The organism is Curtobacterium sp. MCJR17_043, assembly GCF_003224315.2.
Taxonomy (GTDB): domain Bacteria; phylum Actinomycetota; class Actinomycetes; order Actinomycetales; family Microbacteriaceae; genus Curtobacterium.
In genome coordinates this window covers 1,390,974-1,408,106 of sequence record NZ_CP126259.1, presented here as the reverse complement: position 1 = coordinate 1,408,106, position 17,133 = coordinate 1,390,974, and the positions used below count along the sequence as shown (strand labels likewise).

Annotated in this window: 18 protein-coding genes and 4 pseudogenes; 2 read left to right on the top strand and 20 right to left on the bottom strand. The window is 71.9% G+C overall.

Annotated features, from left to right (window positions below; translation table 11 throughout):
- Nucleotides 1–17 precede the first annotated feature (17 nt).
- Together DEJ15_RS07425 and DEJ15_RS07420 are read left to right on the top strand one after the other, a co-directional pair.
- Entirely contained in the window at nucleotides 18–704 is a 687-nt protein-coding gene (locus tag DEJ15_RS07425) for a response regulator transcription factor (protein ID WP_110823806.1), read from the top strand.
- Nucleotides 701–1,906 carry a sensor histidine kinase gene (locus DEJ15_RS07420; RefSeq protein ID WP_284176042.1) on the top strand — a complete coding sequence of 402 codons (1,206 nt, stop codon included), beginning with the start codon at nucleotides 701–703 and terminating at the stop codon, nucleotides 1,904–1,906. The genes DEJ15_RS07425 and DEJ15_RS07420 overlap by 4 nt, the downstream gene beginning before the upstream one ends.
- Here DEJ15_RS07420 and DEJ15_RS07415 read toward each other — a convergent pair.
- From DEJ15_RS07415 to DEJ15_RS07320, 20 genes and pseudogenes are all read right to left on the bottom strand, one after another.
- Nucleotides 1,842–2,156 (bottom strand): transcriptional regulator, encoded by a 315-nt coding sequence (locus DEJ15_RS07415; protein ID WP_110823804.1) that lies wholly within the window; start codon nucleotides 2,154–2,156, stop codon nucleotides 1,842–1,844. The two genes, DEJ15_RS07420 and DEJ15_RS07415, sit on opposite strands and share 65 nt — an antisense overlap.
- The gene (locus DEJ15_RS07410) at nucleotides 2,156–2,626 is read right to left on the bottom strand and encodes a hypothetical protein (RefSeq protein ID WP_110823803.1); all 471 of its coding nucleotides are present in this window, start codon (nucleotides 2,624–2,626) and stop codon (nucleotides 2,156–2,158) included. Before DEJ15_RS07410 ends, DEJ15_RS07415 begins: the two co-directional genes overlap by 1 nt.
- 33 nt (nucleotides 2,627–2,659) lie before the next feature.
- Nucleotides 2,660–3,199 (bottom strand): GNAT family N-acetyltransferase, encoded by a 540-nt coding sequence (locus DEJ15_RS07405; protein WP_110823802.1) that lies wholly within the window; start codon nucleotides 3,197–3,199, stop codon nucleotides 2,660–2,662.
- Nucleotides 3,196–3,393: a GNAT family N-acetyltransferase gene (locus DEJ15_RS07400; RefSeq protein WP_284176039.1), complete on the bottom strand. Its 198-nt coding sequence runs from the start codon at nucleotides 3,391–3,393 to the stop codon at nucleotides 3,196–3,198. The genes DEJ15_RS07405 and DEJ15_RS07400 overlap by 4 nt, the downstream gene beginning before the upstream one ends.
- 117 nt (nucleotides 3,394–3,510) lie before the next feature.
- A complete protein-coding gene (locus DEJ15_RS07395; RefSeq protein WP_284176037.1) occupies nucleotides 3,511–4,419 on the bottom strand; it encodes a hypothetical protein in 909 nt (302 codons plus the stop codon).
- A gap of 92 nt (nucleotides 4,420–4,511) precedes the next feature.
- The gene (locus DEJ15_RS07390) at nucleotides 4,512–4,895 is read right to left on the bottom strand and encodes a hypothetical protein (RefSeq protein ID WP_110823799.1); all 384 of its coding nucleotides are present in this window, start codon (nucleotides 4,893–4,895) and stop codon (nucleotides 4,512–4,514) included.
- Nucleotides 4,892–5,461 (bottom strand): TetR/AcrR family transcriptional regulator, encoded by a 570-nt coding sequence (locus DEJ15_RS07385; RefSeq protein WP_110823798.1) that lies wholly within the window; start codon nucleotides 5,459–5,461, stop codon nucleotides 4,892–4,894. The genes DEJ15_RS07390 and DEJ15_RS07385 overlap by 4 nt, the downstream gene beginning before the upstream one ends.
- Nucleotides 5,380–6,315, bottom strand: coding sequence for an alpha/beta fold hydrolase (locus DEJ15_RS07380; protein ID WP_284176035.1), 936 nt, complete (start codon nucleotides 6,313–6,315; stop codon nucleotides 5,380–5,382). The genes DEJ15_RS07385 and DEJ15_RS07380 overlap by 82 nt, the downstream gene beginning before the upstream one ends.
- A gap of 67 nt (nucleotides 6,316–6,382) precedes the next feature.
- On the bottom strand, nucleotides 6,383–6,652 hold the full coding sequence (locus DEJ15_RS07375) for a hypothetical protein (RefSeq protein ID WP_284176033.1): 270 nt from the start codon (nucleotides 6,650–6,652) through the stop codon (nucleotides 6,383–6,385).
- Nucleotides 6,610–7,407, bottom strand: coding sequence for a glycoside hydrolase domain-containing protein (locus tag DEJ15_RS07370; RefSeq protein ID WP_284176032.1), 798 nt, complete (start codon nucleotides 7,405–7,407; stop codon nucleotides 6,610–6,612). The genes DEJ15_RS07375 and DEJ15_RS07370 overlap by 43 nt, the downstream gene beginning before the upstream one ends.
- A gap of 121 nt (nucleotides 7,408–7,528) precedes the next feature.
- Nucleotides 7,529–8,233: pseudogene (locus DEJ15_RS07365) on the bottom strand (glycoside hydrolase domain-containing protein); the annotation flags it as partial.
- Nucleotides 8,217–8,291: pseudogene (locus DEJ15_RS07360) on the bottom strand (hypothetical protein); the annotation flags it as partial. The pseudogenes DEJ15_RS07360 and DEJ15_RS07365, both read right to left, overlap by 17 nt.
- A 382-nt stretch (nucleotides 8,292–8,673) precedes the next feature.
- A pseudogene (locus DEJ15_RS07355) lies at nucleotides 8,674–8,904 on the bottom strand (hypothetical protein); the annotation flags it as partial.
- A 445-nt stretch (nucleotides 8,905–9,349) separates the two neighbouring features.
- On the bottom strand, nucleotides 9,350–9,538 hold the full coding sequence (locus DEJ15_RS07350; RefSeq protein WP_284176030.1) for a hypothetical protein: 189 nt from the start codon (nucleotides 9,536–9,538) through the stop codon (nucleotides 9,350–9,352).
- A gap of 157 nt (nucleotides 9,539–9,695) precedes the next feature.
- Nucleotides 9,696–10,667 (bottom strand): endo-beta-N-acetylglucosaminidase H, encoded by a 972-nt coding sequence (locus DEJ15_RS07345; RefSeq protein WP_110823795.1) that lies wholly within the window; start codon nucleotides 10,665–10,667, stop codon nucleotides 9,696–9,698.
- A 124-nt stretch (nucleotides 10,668–10,791) separates the two neighbouring features.
- Nucleotides 10,792–13,829: pseudogene (locus tag DEJ15_RS07340) on the bottom strand (alpha-mannosidase).
- 88 nt (nucleotides 13,830–13,917) lie between these two features.
- Nucleotides 13,918–14,259 carry a hypothetical protein gene (locus DEJ15_RS07335; protein WP_284176028.1) on the bottom strand — a complete coding sequence of 114 codons (342 nt, stop codon included), beginning with the start codon at nucleotides 14,257–14,259 and terminating at the stop codon, nucleotides 13,918–13,920.
- Nucleotides 14,231–15,274 carry a hypothetical protein gene (locus tag DEJ15_RS07330; protein WP_284176027.1) on the bottom strand — a complete coding sequence of 348 codons (1,044 nt, stop codon included), beginning with the start codon at nucleotides 15,272–15,274 and terminating at the stop codon, nucleotides 14,231–14,233. The genes DEJ15_RS07335 and DEJ15_RS07330 overlap by 29 nt, the downstream gene beginning before the upstream one ends.
- Nucleotides 15,274–16,251, bottom strand: a complete 978-nt coding sequence (locus DEJ15_RS07325; RefSeq protein WP_220032699.1) for a carbohydrate ABC transporter permease — start codon at nucleotides 16,249–16,251, stop codon at nucleotides 15,274–15,276. The genes DEJ15_RS07330 and DEJ15_RS07325 overlap by 1 nt, the downstream gene beginning before the upstream one ends.
- Entirely contained in the window at nucleotides 16,248–17,126 is an 879-nt protein-coding gene (locus DEJ15_RS07320; protein WP_110823792.1) for a carbohydrate ABC transporter permease, read from the bottom strand. The genes DEJ15_RS07325 and DEJ15_RS07320 overlap by 4 nt, the downstream gene beginning before the upstream one ends.
- Nucleotides 17,127–17,133: the final 7 nt, after the last annotated feature.

Sequence of the window (17,133 nt, the reverse complement as noted above, 5' to 3'; positions counted from 1 at the left end):
GCTCGTACGATCGACCCGTGCGCGTGTTGATCCTCGAGGACGAGCCGTTGCTGGCCGAGGCGGTCCGCGACGGGCTCCGGCTCGAGGCGATCGCGAGCGACGTGGCGGGTGACGGTGACACGGCACTCGAACTGCTCGGCCTCAACACGTACGACGTCGCGGTGCTCGACCGGGACGTGCCCGGGCCGTCCGGGGACGAGGTCGCCGCGCACCTGGTGGCCTCCGGCAGCGGCACGCCGATCCTCATGCTGACCGCCGCCGACCGGTTCGACGACAAGGCATCCGGGTTCGCGGTCGGCGCGGACGACTACCTGACGAAGCCGTTCGACCTCCGCGAACTCGTGCTGCGAATTCGTGCGCTGGCCCGCCGTCGCACACCTCATCGTCCGCCGGTCCTGGAGTTCGGCGGCCTGCGCATCGACCCGTTCCGTCGCGAGGTGGTCAGGGACGGTCACTTCGTCGCGCTCACCCGGAAGCAGTTCGCGGTGCTCGAGGTCCTGGTCGCCGCCGCGGGCGGCGTCGTCAGCGCTGAGGACCTGCTCGAACGCGCGTGGGACGAGAACGCCGACCCCTTCACGAACGCCGTCCGCATCACCGTGTCCACGCTGCGGAAGCGGCTCGGCGAGCCGGAGGTCATCGTGACGGTCCCCGGCGTCGGGTACCGGATCGCCGCCTCCGCGGCCGAGGAGGCCCGCCCATCGTGACGAGACCCGCCGGCACGAGCGTGCGCGTGCGGCTCACGCTCAGCTACGCGGCGGTCGTCGTCGTGACCGGCGTCGTCCTGCTCGGCATCGTCTGGCTGTTCCTGCTGCGCTACGTCCCCGCCGAGCAGATCTCCCTGCAGTCGGGCTCCGTCCCGAACCGGACCGACCTCGTGCGCGCCTTCGTCCCGCGCGCGCTCACCGCGCTCGTCGTCCTGCTCGTGGCGGGCCTCCTGGGCGGGTGGGTGCTCGCCGGTCGGGTGCTCGCGCCGCTCACCCGGTTGCGGACCGCCGCCAGGCTCGTCGGGACCGGGTCCTTCGCACACCGGGTCCGCCTGCCCGGCCGCGACGACGAGTTCCGGCAGCTGGCGGACGCGTTCGACACGATGCTCGACCGCCTCGAGGCGCACGTCGAGGCGCAGGAACGCTTCGCGGCGAACGCCTCGCACGAACTCCGCACGCCGCTGGCGATCACGCGGACCGTGCTCGAAGTGGCCGGGGACGATCCCGATCACGACCATCGGGCACTCGTCGCCAAACTGCTGTCGGTGAACGCCCGCGCGGTGGACCTGACCGAGGCGTTGCTCGTCCTCGGCCAATCCGGACGACGGCCGTCCGCCCGGGAACCGGTCGACCTGTCCCTCGCGGCCGAGGAAGCCACCGAGACGCTGCTCCCGCTCGCCGAGGCACGTGGCATCGTCCTCGAGGTGACGGGCACGACCGCCCACGCGCTCGGGGTCCCGGCCCTCCTGCTGCAACTCGTCACGAACCTGGTCCACAACGCGATCGTGCACAACGTCGAACCGACGGCAGCCGGAGAACCCCGTCTCGTCCGTGTGGCTACGGCGACCGAGGTCCTCGCCGGTGGCTCGGTGGCGACCCTCGTGGTGGAGAACACCGGGCCGGTGCTCGCGCCTGCGATCGTCGCGACCCTGACCGAGCCGTTCCAACGCGGGACCGCCCGGGTGCACCAGGACCAGGCCGGCGCCGGGCTCGGTCTGGCGATCGTGGACGCCGTCGTCCGCGCCCACGAGGGGTCGCTCCGCCTGGACCCGCGCGAGGGCGGCGGGCTCGTCGTCACCGTTCGACTGCCGGGCGCGGGGACTCCCCCCGACCCGGTAGGCGCGGGACGGGCCCGACTCAGCCCAGCAGCAACCGCAGGGCGGCGACGTGCGCCCGGTACGCGCGCCGACCCTCCGGGGTGAGGGCGAGCCACGTCTTGACACGGCCGTTGCCGGTGGGTTTGCTCACCGTGACGTAGCCGGCCGACTGCAGCACCTTCACCTGTTTGCTCGTCACCGAGTCACTCACACCGAGTGCGTCACGGACGACCGAGAACTCGGCTTCGTCCAGCGGGTCGAGGAAGGCGCAGATCTGCAGACGGTTCGGGGCATGCACGACCTCGTCGAAGGTCGGAGAGGCGCCGCTCGCCGGCTCGTCGAGCGGGGAGGCCATCAGGACGCCACCACGTGGCCGCTGCGCAACTCCGACCGCAAGCGCGCGTCGAACCGCCGCCCGAGAGCGACGATCAGGACGAACAGGACCGCGGCACCCGCCCACACCGGCCAGAGGAGGCCCGTGGCGGCATGGACGACCATGGCGGTCACCACCACGACGACGGCCGACACCCCCATCGCCACCGCCCATCGGGTAGCGGCGCCTGCCCGGTGTCCGGAGACCCAGACACCGGTCCGGCGACGGTAGACGGAGACGAGGGCGCCGAGTCCGACGAAGAAGGCGATGAGGACGCTCATCCGGACGACTGTGCCGCCGAGCGTGTAGCCGACGAGGTAGGCGGCGGTCAGCAGCCCGAGCGTCGGGTGGTACCACCAGGGCGTCACGAGGCGGTCGGCGACGGAGGCGCGGGTGGCTTCGACGGCAGCGAGCGCTTCACGGGCTCGGGCCAGGTCGTGCTCGTTTTCCATGTCGGCAAGTCAATCATTTGCCAGCTTGGAAAGTCAACGGATCGGCGCCACTGGCGGATCATCGCGGAGGCGTTGGAACATGAGGTGGTCCTGCCACCGGCCTGCGATCTCGAGGTACCGCGGCGCCAGGCCGTACTGCAGGAAGCCGTTGCGGGCCAGGACCCGCTGCGAGGCGGTGTTGTGGACCAGTGTCTCGGCCTGGACCCGGTGGAGGGCGAGCTCGTCGAACGCGTGGCCGAGCGCCGCCGCCACAGCCCGGGTGGCCAGCCCGCGTCCGGTTCGGTCCTCCGACAGCCAGTACCCCATCGCGCACGACCGGAAGGGTCCCCGCACGATGCCGCTCAACGTCAGCCGGCCAGCGACCCCGCCGTCGTCATCGAGGATCACGAACGGAGCGGCTTCGCCCCGCTGATGTCGGTCGAGCACGAGCGCGATGTCCGAGCGCTGGCCCTCGACGGTTTCGTGGCCGTCGGCCCGGAGCGGGCTCCACGGTGCCAGGAACTCCCGGTTGCGGACGAGCAGGTCAGCCAGCGCCGGGCTGTCCTCCGACGTGACCAGGCGGATCGGGCTCAACGGGGGCTGCTTCCCGGACGGCCGACCTGTCCGAGTGCTCGGACCATCTCCAGCGTCACGCCGTCGGTGAAGCCCACCGGTCGAGTCCGGCCCGTCTCGACGAACCCGTGGCGGGAGTAGAAGCGCCGCGCCGGCGTCCCGTGCTCGTACACGTACGACCTGAGGTGGTCCGCGCGGCGGCCCGCCCAGTCCACGATGCCCCCCGAGCAGGGCGTCGGCGACGCCGTGCGTCCGGCCGCGGAACGCCGGCGACACGAAGACGCCGGTCAGGACCGGGTCGGAACCGTCCTCGTCCCCGATCTGGGCGCTCATCATCCCGATCCACCGGCCGGACAGGTCGTCGACCGCGGCGATGCTGGTCGTGTCGATCCCCCTGGCCGCGCCGAGCGCGGAGACGCCAGTCGTCCTCCGTCATGCCGCGGGTCGTCTCGAGGGTCGCCCCGTACGAGATCGGGTTGTCGGTCGCGTTCTCGATCCGGAGCTCGCGGACCAGTGGCCAGTCGTCCTCGACGGTCCGGCGGATGGTGAACGCGGTGCCCATGCGAGCGACGGTACCGGTGCCGCCGCCACCTCACGAGCCGCTCGTTGCGCGCGCGCCGCTTCAGTCGGTGACGTCGAGGGGGGATCTCCGGCTCGCGGAGCGGTAGGCCCAACTCCCGCGCGGTCTTGACGTACGCCCGGTAGACCGCCGCGTACCGCTCCCGTGCCCGATCAGCCTGCTCCTGCATGAAGGGGCGCTCGACGTACGTCTCGTACCCGATCGTCCGACGTCGGTCGGCCTCGGTCGTGACGGCGACGCTCCACCGCCACACGTCGGCTGGGCTGGCGTCCGCCGGCGCTGCGGCGAGCACCACGGCCGGGACGGGCACGACAGCCCTGGCGGCGCTCCGCGGTCCGCCCGAGGTGACCACGAACGCGGTCCCGATGCAGACCCAGACCCCGATGATCGCCCCACCCGCTCCGAACGTCGTCGCGCGGAGGGACGGGCCCGCCACCAGGACGCCGATCCCGAGACCCACCGCCGCCGCCAGTGCGACGGTCGCGACTGCGAGCAGCGTCCGTCTCCACACCGCTCGTCGTGCTCGTCGGCGCACGGCAACGGGGTCGTACCGCTCCCGCCACCGCCGCAACGTCGTGACACCGGGGCCGTCGCGGTCCACGTACACCTCCCCGTCGGGAGCGACGAAGACGCCCGAGCCGGGCGAGCGTGGGTCGATCACAGACCCAGCGTCCCATCACTCGTCACCGGGCGTGCGGAAGTCCGGTGGCCCAACGAGGGGCCTCCGCCAGCCGGCCCATTCATGGAGGAGGGTCAGGAGACCGCAGGCCGCGGCGTCCGCCGCCACGCCAGCAGCGACCGCCACCGGGGCACTTCGGTGACCACGACGGTTCCGCACAGTGCGGTGACGACGACGGCCAGCCAGGACGGCCAGATCACCCACGCGGCGACGGTCGCGCCGACGAGGTGCGCCAGGACCGACACGATCGTGACGATGCCGTGCGACGCGATCGGTGCATCGCCTCCCGGCCTGTCACCGGGCGTCGAGAACACGGCGGGCGGGACGAGCAGCAGGAGCACGGCCCCGATCGCGAGCGGGATCGAGTGCGGCCAGAGTACCCACGGTACGGCCACCCAGGCGACGAGTTCCGCGCCGGCGCGGAGGCCGCCGCGGACGGGGTCGTGTCCGACGCTCATCGTGGGCCGGCGCGCAGGCCGCGGTCGAGGAAGTCGATCATCCAGGCGAAGCTCTCGTCGACGTCGGTCCCCATCTGGAATCCGTCGGAGACCTCGAGCGTCGCGAAGCCGTGCAGCACGCTGCGGAGCATCCGGAGCGCGTGGACCTCGTCCGCCGGGTCGAGGCCGTAGTCGCGGAGGACGGCGGAGAACGACGACAGCGTCCGGTCGAGTGCGAGGGTGAGCGGGTCGTCAGCGTCCGCGGGACGGGCACCGGTCGTGGCCGCGTAGCGACCGGGGTGCTCACGCACGTACCGGCGGACCGCACCGGCGGCGGCGGCCAGGGCGTCCCTCCCGGCCCGCCCCTGCGTCGCGTCCCGCAGCGCTTCGCTGAGTTCCGCGACCGCGACGACCGCGATCCGTCGGGTGAGGTCGGTGAGACCGTCGACGTGCTTGTAGAGCGACGGCGCCTTGACGCCGAGCCGTTCTGCGACGGTGCTCATGCTCACCTGCGCGAGCCCGTTCTCGTCGGCGAGCGCGGCGGCGGCCTCGGTGACGACCGTCGCGTCGAGTCCGGCCCTAGGCACGATCGCCCCCCGATCGGCAGCGCGGCGAGGGTGCGGCCGAGAAACGGGAGCAGGAGCGCCAGGACCTCGGCCGGGGTCTCGGTGTGCGGGTAGTGCCCGGCTCCCTCGATCACGGCGAGCTCGCCGAGACCGGACGGCAGGTCGGCGAGGACCCGGCGTCCCTCGGCGGCGGGGTCGGCCCAGTCCGGGTCGGCGCTGCCCTCGATGACGAGGACCGGGCAGCGGACGTCGGCGAGCCGGGCGCCGGCGTCGGTCGGCGAGGTCTTCGTCATGGCGCGGAGGACGGCCATGCGCTCGGGCTGCCGGAGCGTGTCCTCGATACGGCGACGCTCGTCCGTCCAGTCGGCGGGCTTGGTGGGCACGGCGATGTCGAGGTAGGCGAGCCAACCCGGCAGGCTGCCGGTCGTCATGACCGTGAGGAGTCGGAACGTCCCGGCACGGTGCTGGTTGCGGTTGCGGAGGAACCCGCCGAGGTCGAACGACTGTGCGCGGGTGAAGGGAGCCAGCTCGACGATGCCGGCGACGACGTCGGGTGCGTCCGCGGCCGCGATGGTCGCGGCACCGCCGCTGATCGACTGCCCGACGATGACGGCGGGGCCGCCGAGGTGCCGCACGACGGCCACGAGGTCCGCGGCGATGTCGGCGCGCTCGTAGCCGGACCAGCCGGTGCTCGAGTCCCCGCAGCCGCGGATGTCGACGTTCGCGACCCGGTAGCCGGCGGCGACGAGCTCCGGGACGAGGAACCGGTACGAGTGGCGGCTGTCACCCATGCCGTGTGCGAGGACGACGAGCGGACCGGTGCCGCTGACGTCGACGGCGATGGTGCCGCCGTCGAGTTCGATGTGTTCGAGCATGAGCGCCTCCTGGCTACGAGTGTTAGCCATAAGCTAATCCCCGTAGCCAGGACGTGTCAACACCCGGTCAGGACGGACTCCCGTCGGCGGCGATGCACTGCAGCTGCGTCAGCGTGACGGGCGTCACGGCCTCGAACGAGAGCGTCCCCGCGCTGACCCCGCCGGCGAACGGGAACACCCGTGTCTGCCCGGCCCACACGAACTCCTCGTCCTGCGCGTCGAGCTGATGGACCACGCGCTCGTCGGCGTCCCGCAGCACGATCCGCCACGATGCCGTCCCCGCCGCGGCCGCGGTCACCGTGACGAGCGATGCCGCCGCGACCGTGACCGGCACCACGACGCTCTCCCCCCGCGGCGAGTGCCACCTGGGTCAGCCCGGTGTCGTCCGTGAGCGGTGAGGCCCCGACCGGCAGGACGTCGTCCGGGGTGTCCCGGTACCCGTGCTGCTCGGACGCCGAGGTCGGGCGCGTGTCCGCAGCCCACCCGACCGGCGTCTCCGACAGCGCGACGACGATCCGCGACGCCCCGACCACCACCGCGTGCGGGATGCTGATGGACCCCCACGGCTCGTCGTCGACCGTGACGGCGCCGATGAACCGGCCGGTACCGGTGGTCTCGATGACGGTGGGCGAACCACTCCCCCGGCGGACGCAGCACCGTCCGCCGGACCGACGGCGGCACGAGCACGTAGGTGCCGGTCGACGGCGCCAACGGGTACAGCCCGATCGTCGCGAACACGTACCAGGCGCTCATCTCGCCGTTGTCCTCGTCGCCGGGGTACCCCTGGCCGAGGTCGGAGCCGACGAACAGCCGGTCGAGGCACTCGCGGACGATGCGGTGTGCGTCGTCGTGCCGGCCGGTGAACATGGGGAAGAACGGGATGTGGTGCGCGGGCTGGTTCGACAGTCCGAGCATGCCCATGCGGATGTCGCGGGCCTCGGTCATCTCGTGGATCGCGAACCCGTACGAGCCGGAGCGATCGGTGCCGCCCGTCTCGCGGCGCTCGGAGAAGCGGGCGAACGCCTCGTCGAACGCCGTCGGGCCGCCGTGCAGGTCGACGATGCCGGCACCGTCGTGCGGGGCGGTGAACATCGTGCCCCACGCGTTCGTCTCGGTGTAGTCGCTCCCCCCACACGTCGGGGTCGAAGCCGCCGTCGGGGTCGGAGTCGTCCCGCCACGAACCGTCCGGTGCGCGACCGATGAAGAACCCGCGCTCCCGGTCGAAGACGTTCTGGTACTGCAGCGACCGACGGGCGAACCACTCGTGCTCGGCCCGGTACCGTGCTTCTCCGGCCGCGTCTCCGGCAGCCGCGGCACGCTCCGCCATCACCCGCGCCAGGACGGCGACACCCCAGTCGTTGATGGCCGCGTCGAGCGTCCACGACATCCCCTCGCCGGTCGCCGTGTCGACGTACCCGCGGAACAGGCCCGGGAGGCTCCCCTTCCGTCCGACCCGTCGGTCGCGCGCGGGGACGGTCGCGTTCCGCACCGCCGACCGGTAGGCCTGCTCGACGTCGAACCCGTCGACGCCCTTGGCCACGAGGTCGGCGAAGACCGTGTCGCTCGTGGTGCCGGTCATGACGTCCTCGGCGCCGGGGGCACTCCAGCGCGGGGTCCAGCCGCCGTCGGTGAAGTGTCCGACGACGCCATCGGCGAGGTCGGCCGCCGTGTCCGGGGTGAGGAGCGCGAGCAGCGGCCAGGCAGTGCGGTAGGTGTCCCAGAACCCGTTCGTCGTGGTGAGCGGCCCGTCGACGACCTCGGGACCGGGCTCGTCCCGGATCGGCTCGGACAGGACGTCGCCGTACGGGGAACGGTGGCGCGGTGTCCCGTCCAGGGCGGTCTCCCCCCGCGAGCGTCGGGTAGAGGAACACCCGGTACAGCCCGGAGTACAGCGAGACGAGCTGGTCGTCGGTGGCACCCTCGACCTGGAGCACGTCGAGTTCGGCGACCCACCGGTCCTCGGCCTGCTCGCGCATCGCGGTGAAGTCGCCCGCTGCACGCAGGTTCGCGACGGCGTCCTCGGCGGAGACGGTGGAGATGCCGAGCAGCACGTCGGTGTCCCCGGTGACCTCGACCCACCCGCGGAGCTCCCCGTCGACGACGGTGGTGTGCTCGGCGACCGCGTTGATGATCCGGACGTGGACGTGGTGCGGCGGGGTCTCGGGGCGGTCGTCGAGCAGGGCGTCGACGACCACCGCACCGTCCTCGAGCCGGACCGAACACGAGCGGAGCACCCCGTGATGGTCGAGCACGACGCTGCGGACACCGGTGAACCGCCAGGCCAGGGCGAACTCCCCCCGCGGTCATCTCCGCGGTGACGCCCTCGTCGAGGCCGACCCGGTACCGGTGTGGTCCGTCGAGCTCGTCGACGTGGTCGAACCCGAGCGCGCGGGCGGTCCGGTCGACGTCGGGCTCGGCGAGCGGGGAGGGCATGACCTGGAACACCCCGCGGTCGGCCATCCACGGCGAGGGCAGGTGGCTCGTCGCGAACGCCTGGATCGCCGGGCGGTTGTCGCTCGGGCGGTTGTGCTCCTGGTAGGCGTACGGCCACCGGCTGTCGGACGCGTTCGTCATCGGCAGGCCGAACACCCCGCCGTGCGGGAGTCCGACGAGCGGGGCGTTGTTCCCGCGCGAGAACGTGCCCGACGAGTGCGTGCCCCGGGTGGTGCGGACGGAGTCGAGCGGGCGACCGCCGGGAGGCACGGCACCGGTCCCGGGGCCGGCCGGCTCGATCCGGACGTCGTCGAGCCAACCGCGCACGGTGCGGCCGGATGCGGCCGACGCCGCGTCTGCGGCCGGCCCGGCGTCGGCCCGGACCGCCCTGTCCACCGCCGGATCCGGCCCGTCACCGGACGGGAGCCCGTCTGCACGGCCGAGTCGGGCCTCCAGGCGGTCCACGACCTTGCCGGCGACCGCCGACAGGTCGACTCTCCGCCGGTTCCACTGGTCGACCCACTGCTTGCGGGCGTCGTCCTGCGCCTCCGGTGTGACGGCGTCCCCGTACTGGTCGCGGGCGAGAGCGTCACCGACGCCGTCACTGAGCCGGGTGCCGTCGGTGAAGACGACGTCGAGTGCGAACGCCGTGGCGGCCCAGAACCGGTCGAGGTCCGAGACCCCCCGGTTCGGTCTGCCCCTCGGGCAGCGACCGCTCCGGGAACCAGACCCAGGTCAGGACGTCGGTGGGCCCGACCTCCCGTCCGGCGAACCCGGGGACGACCTGCACGGTCCCCCCTCGGGTCGGTCTGTTCGATCAGGGTCGCCTGCTGGGCGACCAACCCGACTCCGTTCCGGGCCGCGACCGCGGTCACGGGACCGGTGTTCGTCGGGCTGTCGGTGGTCGGGCCGCCACGGCGCTCGTCACTCATGGATCGGTCGTTCCCCTACTGGTAGACGGCGGACTGACCGTAGAGCACCTGCGTGAACTGCGACACGTAGGGGCTGACGTCACCGTCCGGCAGGTTGTAGGTCATGAAGACGCCGTACCCGTCTGCCTTGGTGCGCTCGGCGAGCGTGACGGCCAGGTCCACCGGGGTGTTCTGGATGTCGATCGCCGCGGCCGAGAGCTTCGACTTCGGCACGCCGGGGATGCTCGGCGCCGTGTAGGTGCCGTAGTAGGGGTTCCAGGCGTAGTCGAGCTTCTTGCCGATCGACGGCTTCTCGTGCTGCAGCGACGTCGACGACGGGCCGATGTCGTAGAACGAGATGATCTTGCCGGGCATGTCCGCTCGGAGCGCCGAGATGAGCCAGCCGATCGACTGGTCGTTCGGCTGCGGGGTGCCGTCCACGCCGTAGTCCGAGTACTCGTCGTCGAGGTCGACGCCGTCCAGCCCGTACTTCTCGACGGTCGCCGACACCTGCGCCGCGAAGTCCCGCGCGTCCGCCTTCGACGTGAAGTTGGCCAGGCCCGTGCCCTGGTGGTTGCCGAGCACCGAGAGCGTGACCTTGATGCCCTTGGCCTGCAGCGGGCGGATCTGGGTCGCCGCCTGGTCGAGCGTGCGCTGCACGTTCTCGTTGGCGTACAGGACCGCGTCGCCGTCCGCGTCACGGTTGATGTTCGCCGCGAAGATGATCGCCACGTCGAACGCGTTGGCGCCGTTCTCGAGCGTGTACCGGCCGACGTTCCGGAGCTCGTCGTTGTTCACCTCGACGTAGGCGATGCTCGTCGGCCCGGACTTCGTCGGGGCGGTGTGCCCCGGGCGGCCGTGGCCGTGGCCGTGGCCGTGTCCCTGGCCGTGGCCGTGTGCTGCCGCTGCCGGCCCGCCCGGTGCTGCCGACGCGGCGGCGGGCACCATCGGCGCCGCCACCATGGCGACCAACGCCGCCACGATCCCGATCTTCATGGTCTTCTGCATGACACTCCTCTTCGAGTGGTGTCCGCGGCGACGAGGTGCCGCCGTGGTCCACGACCGGTCCGGCCGTGGGACCCGCCGCCGGGACACCCGAAGTCCCGGCGGCGGGGGTCTCAGTGGGCCGCCGTCAGCGCTCCTCGCTCGTGCGCGGGAAGCGGAAGGTGCGGACCTCGAAGGCGTCGACCGCGAAGGCCGCCACCCCGTCGGTGACCGCGGCGACGCCGGGCAGCGCCGGGTCCGTCTCCTCGAGCAGCGTGACCTCGACCGGCTCGCCGAACGGCCCGTCGACCGCCAGGCCCCCGGTCCCGCGTCGGCCCGCCGGCTCGTACACGCGGACGACCAGGTCACCCGAGCGGTCGTCGGCGAGCTTGACGGCCGAGACCACGACGCCACCGGAGGCCTGGACGAGCGAGTCGAAGCCGTGCGCGCCGGCGATCCGTCGGACGGACGTGTTCATGACCGTGCCCGCAGCGGTCGCCCCGACGACGTCGGTCCCGATCACCAGGCCGTACCGGTGCGTCTGCACGCCCTGGTCCGTCTCGGGGTCGGGGAACCGCGGTGCGCGGAGCAGCGAGAGCCGGACCGTCGTCGTGACGTGCCCGTCGACCGCGTCGCGCGTGACGTCGAACCCGTGGATCGAGTCGTTGACGAGCGCCACGCCGAACCCGGGCTCCTCGACGAGCACGTACCGGTGCATGGACGTCTCGAACTTCGCGGCCTCCCACGAGGTGTTCGTGTGTGTCACCCGCTTCTGCGCGCCGAACTGCGTCTCCGCGATGGTGTGCTCGGCACGGACGTCGAGCGGGAACGCGACCTTGAGGAACTTCTCGGTCTCGTGCCAGTCCGTGACCTGGTCGAACTCGAGCGTCCGGGTGCCGGGCGCGAGCGTGATCTCCTGCGTGAGCGTCGACTCGCTGAACGAGCGCGACACCGAGACGCGGGCGGTCCCGTCCTCGTCGACCGAGCCGCGCAGGGCGGTCACGTCGACCAGGTCGTCGACGCGGTTCCGGTAGTACCGGTCGACGTCCCACGCGTCCCACATGTTCGGGAAGTCCTGGTGCAGCTGGAGCAGGTTCGCGACCTGGCCCGGTGCGATCGCGTCGCGACCGGTGGCCAGGTCGACGGCGCTCGTGACGAGTCCGCGGCCGTCGACGACGACGCGGACCAGGTCGTTCGTGAGCACGAAGCCGCCGTCGGCCTCCTCGAGGCGGACCGGGGTGGTCGCCTCCAGGTCGGTCGTCAGGATCGCGCTCTGCGCGAGGGCGCCGCCGTGGAGGCTCGGGGCCGGGTTGACGACGACCGTCGCGTCCCCGTCGCCGGCGAGCGCCGACAGGGCGGCGGCGATGAGGGCCTCCAGGCGGGCCGCGATCTCCGCGTACCGCTCGACGGCCTCACGGTGCACCCACGCGATCGAGGTGCCCGGCAGGATGTCGTGGAACTGCTGGAGGAGGACCTGCTGCCAGAGCGCGTCGAGCTCGTCGTACGGGTAGGCGAAGTCGGTGCGGGCAGCGGCCGTGGCGCACCACAGCTCGGCCTCGACGAGCAGGTGCTCGCTCCGCCGGTTGCCCTGCTTCGTCTGGTGCTGGCTCGTCAGCGTGGCGCGGTGCAGCTCGAGGTAGAGCTCGCCGACCCACACGGGCGGGTTCCCCAGCTCGCTCTTGGCCCGGTCGAAGAACGCGTCCGGGTGCTCCCACGTGACGCGGGCGCTGCCCTCGAGGTCCGCCAGACGTGCCGCCACGCCGGTCATCTCGCGGGTGGTGCCGCCGCCGCCGTCACCCCAGCCGACCGGCGCGATCGACCCGGAGGCGAGCCGGTTCTCCCGGAACTGCCGGGCGGCCTTCGCGACCTCGGAGCCGGACAGCCGCGAGTTGTACGTGTCCATCGACGGGAAGTGCGAGAACACCCGCGACCCGTCGATGCCCTCCCACAGGAACGTGTGGTGCGGGAACTTGTTCACCTGGTTCCACGAGATCTTCTGCGTGAAGAACCACTCGAAGCCCGCGCGACGCATGAGCTGCGGGAGCGCCGGCGAGTAGCCGAAGCTGTCCGGCAGCCAGACGCCCTTCGGTCGGATGCCGAACTCGCGCTCGAAGAACCGCTGGCCCTGGGAGAACTGCCGGACGATGCTCTCGCCCGTCGGCATCACCGTGTCGGACTCGACCCACATCCCGCCGAGGGGCAGGAACCGGCCGGCGGCGACGGCGTCCTTGACCTTCGCGTAGACCTCGGGCCGGTGCTCCTTGATCCAGGCGTACTGCTGCGCGCTCGACATGCCGTAGAGGAAGTCGTCCGTCTGGCCGATGAGCTCGGTCATGCTCGACGTGGTGCGGGCGACCTTGCGGATCGTCTCGCGCACCGGCCAGAGCCAGGCGGAGTCGATGTGGGCGTGGCCGACGGCGGAGATCCGGTGCGCGGAGGCCTCGGCGGGTGCGGCGAGCACCTCGGCGAGCGCCGCACGGGCGTCGGGGGGCGGTCTCCGGGATGTGCTGCAGGTCGAGGGTGTCGAGGGCGTCGTCGAGCGCCTGGAGGATCCGCATGCGCCGGGGGCCCTGCGGCAGCTCCTCCTGCAGTTCGAGCAGGACGTCGATGTCGAGCGCGAGCTCGTGCACCTCGGCGGCGAACACGGCGAGGTCCATCCGGCGGCTCGTGTACAGCCGCTTCGGGGACGACGTCCGGACGTCGCCCTCCTGCGTGACGAGGAAGGGGTGGTAGTCGAGCAGCACCGGGTTGGACGCTGCCTCGACGAAGAACTCGACGGTCTCGCCGCCGACGGCTGATTCCGTGATGAGCACCCACTGGTTGCGGGGGTTGAGCGACTTCACCGGGGTGCCGTCGGACAGGTAGACGAGCCCCTCGCACTGGAAGCCGGGCATGTTCTTGTCGAAGCCGAGGTCGACGAGCGCCTCGACCCGCTGGCCGGCCCACTCCGCGGGGACGGTGCCCGACAGGCGGAACCAGGTGGTCCCCCACGCGGCACCCCACGGAGTGCCTACCTCGTACGGTTCGAAGTCGAGCGTCAGGCCCTCCGCGGGGGGCGATCGGCTCACCGGGCAGCTCGTGCCAGGCGGTGTCGAGCGGGACGGCGGTGGCGTGCACCTCGGGCAGGATGCGCTCGTCGAGGACACGGCGTGCGCGGCCGATGGTGAGCGGGATGTCGTCGTGCATGGGTCCTCCGGGACGGCGGTGTCCGTCCGGGTCGTCGGGGCGTGGGGCGTGGGGCGTGGTGCTGGTCGTGCGGAGGTGCTGATCGGGGTCAGGGCATCGTCGCGGGGTGTGCGACGGACACGGTGGCGGACGCGGTGTCGTTCGGGACGTCGACGCAGGTGGTGATCCCGCGCGCGGCCAGGAGCGCGGGATCCCCGAGGCGGGAGCGCAGCACGACCTGCGGGCCGCGGCCGTCCTGCTCGGCGATCGCGAGCCAGGCCGCGGCGAACCGGCCGCCCGGCGCCGAGTCGGCTCGAGTCCCACCGAGCGGCGTCCCGTCCGGGGCGACGTCGTCGAGCACGAGCGCGGTCGTCGGCGGGGTCGGGGCCTGGTACCGGCCGTCACCGAACGCCAGGGCCATCTCACGGAACCGCTCCCCGGTCGGCTTCACGCGGCCGTCGTTCGTGAGCAGGCCGAGGTCGTACTCGAGCTCCGGGAAGTCGGCGAGCGAGCGGGACACGTCGTGCGAACACCACCACGTGATGCCGAACAGCCCCTGCACGTCGAGGGCGTGCCGGATGGTCTGCTCGGTGAACGTCGGGGCGTCGGCCACGTCCACCACGTTGGTCGGTGCGCCGACCTCCTGCAACCAGTTCGGCCGGTCCGCGCGGGTGTTCCACGCGGCCGCGAGCTGCAGCAGGTACTCGCCGTGTCGGACCGATCCCGGGCCGAGGGCACCGTGCAGGCGTGCCGACCCGTTGAAGACCCACGAGTGCGTGATGGTCGCGTCCCCGTGGTCGGCCGCGTGCTCCGGGCCGAACGGTTGCGCGTCGTCGTACCAGGCCGCGTCGTACTGGGCGAGCGTCACGAGGGGGGGCCGGACGCTCGCCGACGGCGGGGGCGGGCCGGGTGCCGGAGCCGGGTTGAACCGCCGGACCGGCGAGCCCCTCGCGCGCCGCGGCGACCATCGCCGCCGCCCACGCGTGCCCCTGCTCGGGCGTCGTCGCGAACGGCGACGGGTGCGGGGCGTGCGCGAACTGGTTGACCTCGTTGCCGACCGTGACGCCGAGCAGGTTCGGCCGGTCCCCGACGGCGGCGGCGAGTGCCCGGACGTACGCGGCGGTCGAGGCGACGACGTCGGGGTCGGTGAACATGTTCCGGCGGTGCCACGAGTCGAGCCAGGACGGCAGGAAGTCGAAGCTCGACAGGTGCCCCTGCAGCGCGTCGACCGTGACGTCGAGTCCGAACGAGCCGGCGATGTCCACCACGGTCGCCACGTCGTCGAGCGCCTGTTGCCGGATGAGCGTCCGGTTCGGCTGCACGATCGGCCAGAGCGGGAAGACCCGGACGTGGTCGGCGCCGAGCCCGGCGATCGCCTCGAGGTCCCGCGCGGTGTCCGACGGCGAGAAGTCGAGCCAGGAGTGGAACCAGCCGTTCGACGGTGTGTGGTTGACGCCGAAGCGCATCAGCCCTTCACCCCGCCCTCTTCCACGCCCTTGAAGAAGAAGCGCTGCAGGACGGCGAAGATCACGGCGATCGGGATGAACGCGATCATCGTCCCGGCGGCGATCATCCGCTGGTCGGTGGCGAAGGTGCCCTGCAGGTACTGCAACCCGACCGTCAGCGTGAGCTTGTCCGGGGACTGCAGCACGATGAGCGGCCAGAGGAAGTCGTCCCAGGCACCGATGAACGAGAAGATCGCGATCACGGCGATCGTCCCCTGCACGGCGGGCAGCGAGATGTAGCGGAGGCGCTGCATCGCGTTGGCGCCGTCCATCACGGCCGCCTGGTCGATCTCCTCGGGCACCTGGCGGAAGGCGTTGTACATGAGCAGCACGTTGAGCGCGGCGATCATGCCCGGCAGGGCGACACCGACCAGGGAGTCGGCGAGGCCGAGGTCCTTGACCGTGACGAACTGGGAGATGATCGTCGCCTCGCCGGGCAGCACGAGGGTGGCGAGGAACAGGCCGAGGACGACCTTGCGGCCCTTCCACTGCAGGCGGGCGATCGCGAACCCGGCGAGCGTGGCGAACACGATGTTCCCGATGACGTCGATCGCGGCGACGATGAGCGAGTTCCCGATGTAGCCGAAGACCGGGATGGCGTCGCCCACGCGGAGGTAGTTGCCGAACGTCGGCTGCGCGGGGATGAACGACGGGTTCGCGGTGTAGATGTCCTCGCCGGTGCCCTTGAGCGAGGTCGAGAGCTGCCAGAGGAACGGACCGATCGTGATGAACAGCACCACGACGAGCAGGACGTAGCGGAGCACCTTCTCGCGGGTGGACATGACGCCCCACACCGCGCGACGGCGCCCGCGTCCGCCGGGCGGGGACTGCCGGGAGGCCCGGCCCACGTCCGTCGCGCCGGTGACGTCCGGTGTCGGTGCGGCCACGCCGGCGTTGCCGCCGATGACCGGTTCGCTGGTGCTGGTGGTGTTCGTCACTTGTCCGCCTTGCTGTTCATCCGGGCGAGGGCGAGCATCGGGATCAACGTCACGGCGAAGAGCAGGAGGCTCAGGGCGGACGCGTAGCCGAGGTTGCCGGTGAAGCCGCGGGCGTACTGCTGGATGAGCATGACGAGGGAGTTGTCCTGGCCGCCGGGGCCACCCGTCCCGTTCGTCAGGATGTAGAGCTCGCTGAAGACCCGGAGGGCGCTGACGCACACCAGGATGCCGACGAGCGTCATGGTGCCCCGGACGCCGGGCATGGTGACCGACCAGAACCGGCGCACCGCCCCGGCGCCGTCGAGAGCGGCGGCCTCGTGCAGGTCCTTGCCGACGTTCCCGAGGGCAGCCAGGAAGATGATCATGTAGTAGCCGAGGCCCTTCCACACGGTCAGGCTGATCGCGCTGAACAGCAGCAGCCACCGGTCGGACAGGAACGGGATCGCGCCCTGCACGACGCCGAGCGACTGCGCCATCTCGTTGACGACGCCGCGGTCGTCGAGGATCCAGTTCCAGATGAGCCCGACCACGACCGCGCTCGCGATCACCGGCGTGTAGTACGCGGTCCGGAAGAACGCGATCCCGGGCATCTTGTGCTGCACGAGCACGGCCATGAGGAGCGGGAGGACCGTCAGCAGCGGCAGGCACACCACCATGTAGATGACGCTGTTGAGCAGCGCCTCCCACACCTGCGGGTCCGCGAGCAGGGTCCGGAAGTTCGCCGTCCCCACCCATGCACTGACCCCACCGAGCGGGCTGGCGTTCGTGAACGACAGCCGCACGGTGTTGATCGACGGCCAGAGACTGAACGCGAGCAGCCAGACCAGTGCGGGCAGCACCAGCAGCCAGGGCGTGAACCAGCGGTTCGCACGCATGACGATC

Excerpts from the sequence above, each read along its gene's own strand:
- DEJ15_RS07415 (WP_110823804.1), bottom strand. The coding sequence starts at position 2,156 with ATGGCCTCCCCGCTCGACGAGCCGGCGAGCGGCGCCTCTCCGACCTTC.
- DEJ15_RS07410 (WP_110823803.1), bottom strand. The coding sequence starts at position 2,626 with ATGGAAAACGAGCACGACCTGGCCCGAGCCCGTGAAGCGCTCGCTGCC.
- DEJ15_RS07390 (WP_110823799.1), bottom strand. The coding sequence starts at position 4,895 with ATGAGCGTCGGACACGACCCCGTCCGCGGCGGCCTCCGCGCCGGCGCG.
- DEJ15_RS07380 (WP_284176035.1), bottom strand. The coding sequence starts at position 6,315 with ATGCTCGAACACATCGAACTCGACGGCGGCACCATCGCCGTCGACGTC.
- DEJ15_RS07370 (WP_284176032.1), bottom strand. The coding sequence starts at position 7,407 with ATGTTCACCGCCCCGCACGACGGTGCCGGCATCGTCGACCTGCACGGC.
- DEJ15_RS07345 (WP_110823795.1), bottom strand. The coding sequence starts at position 10,667 with ATGCAGAAGACCATGAAGATCGGGATCGTGGCGGCGTTGGTCGCCATG.
- DEJ15_RS07330 (WP_284176027.1), bottom strand. The coding sequence starts at position 15,274 with ATGCGCTTCGGCGTCAACCACACACCGTCGAACGGCTGGTTCCACTCC.
- DEJ15_RS07320 (WP_110823792.1), bottom strand. The coding sequence starts at position 17,126 with ATGCGTGCGAACCGCTGGTTCACGCCCTGGCTGCTGGTGCTGCCCGCA.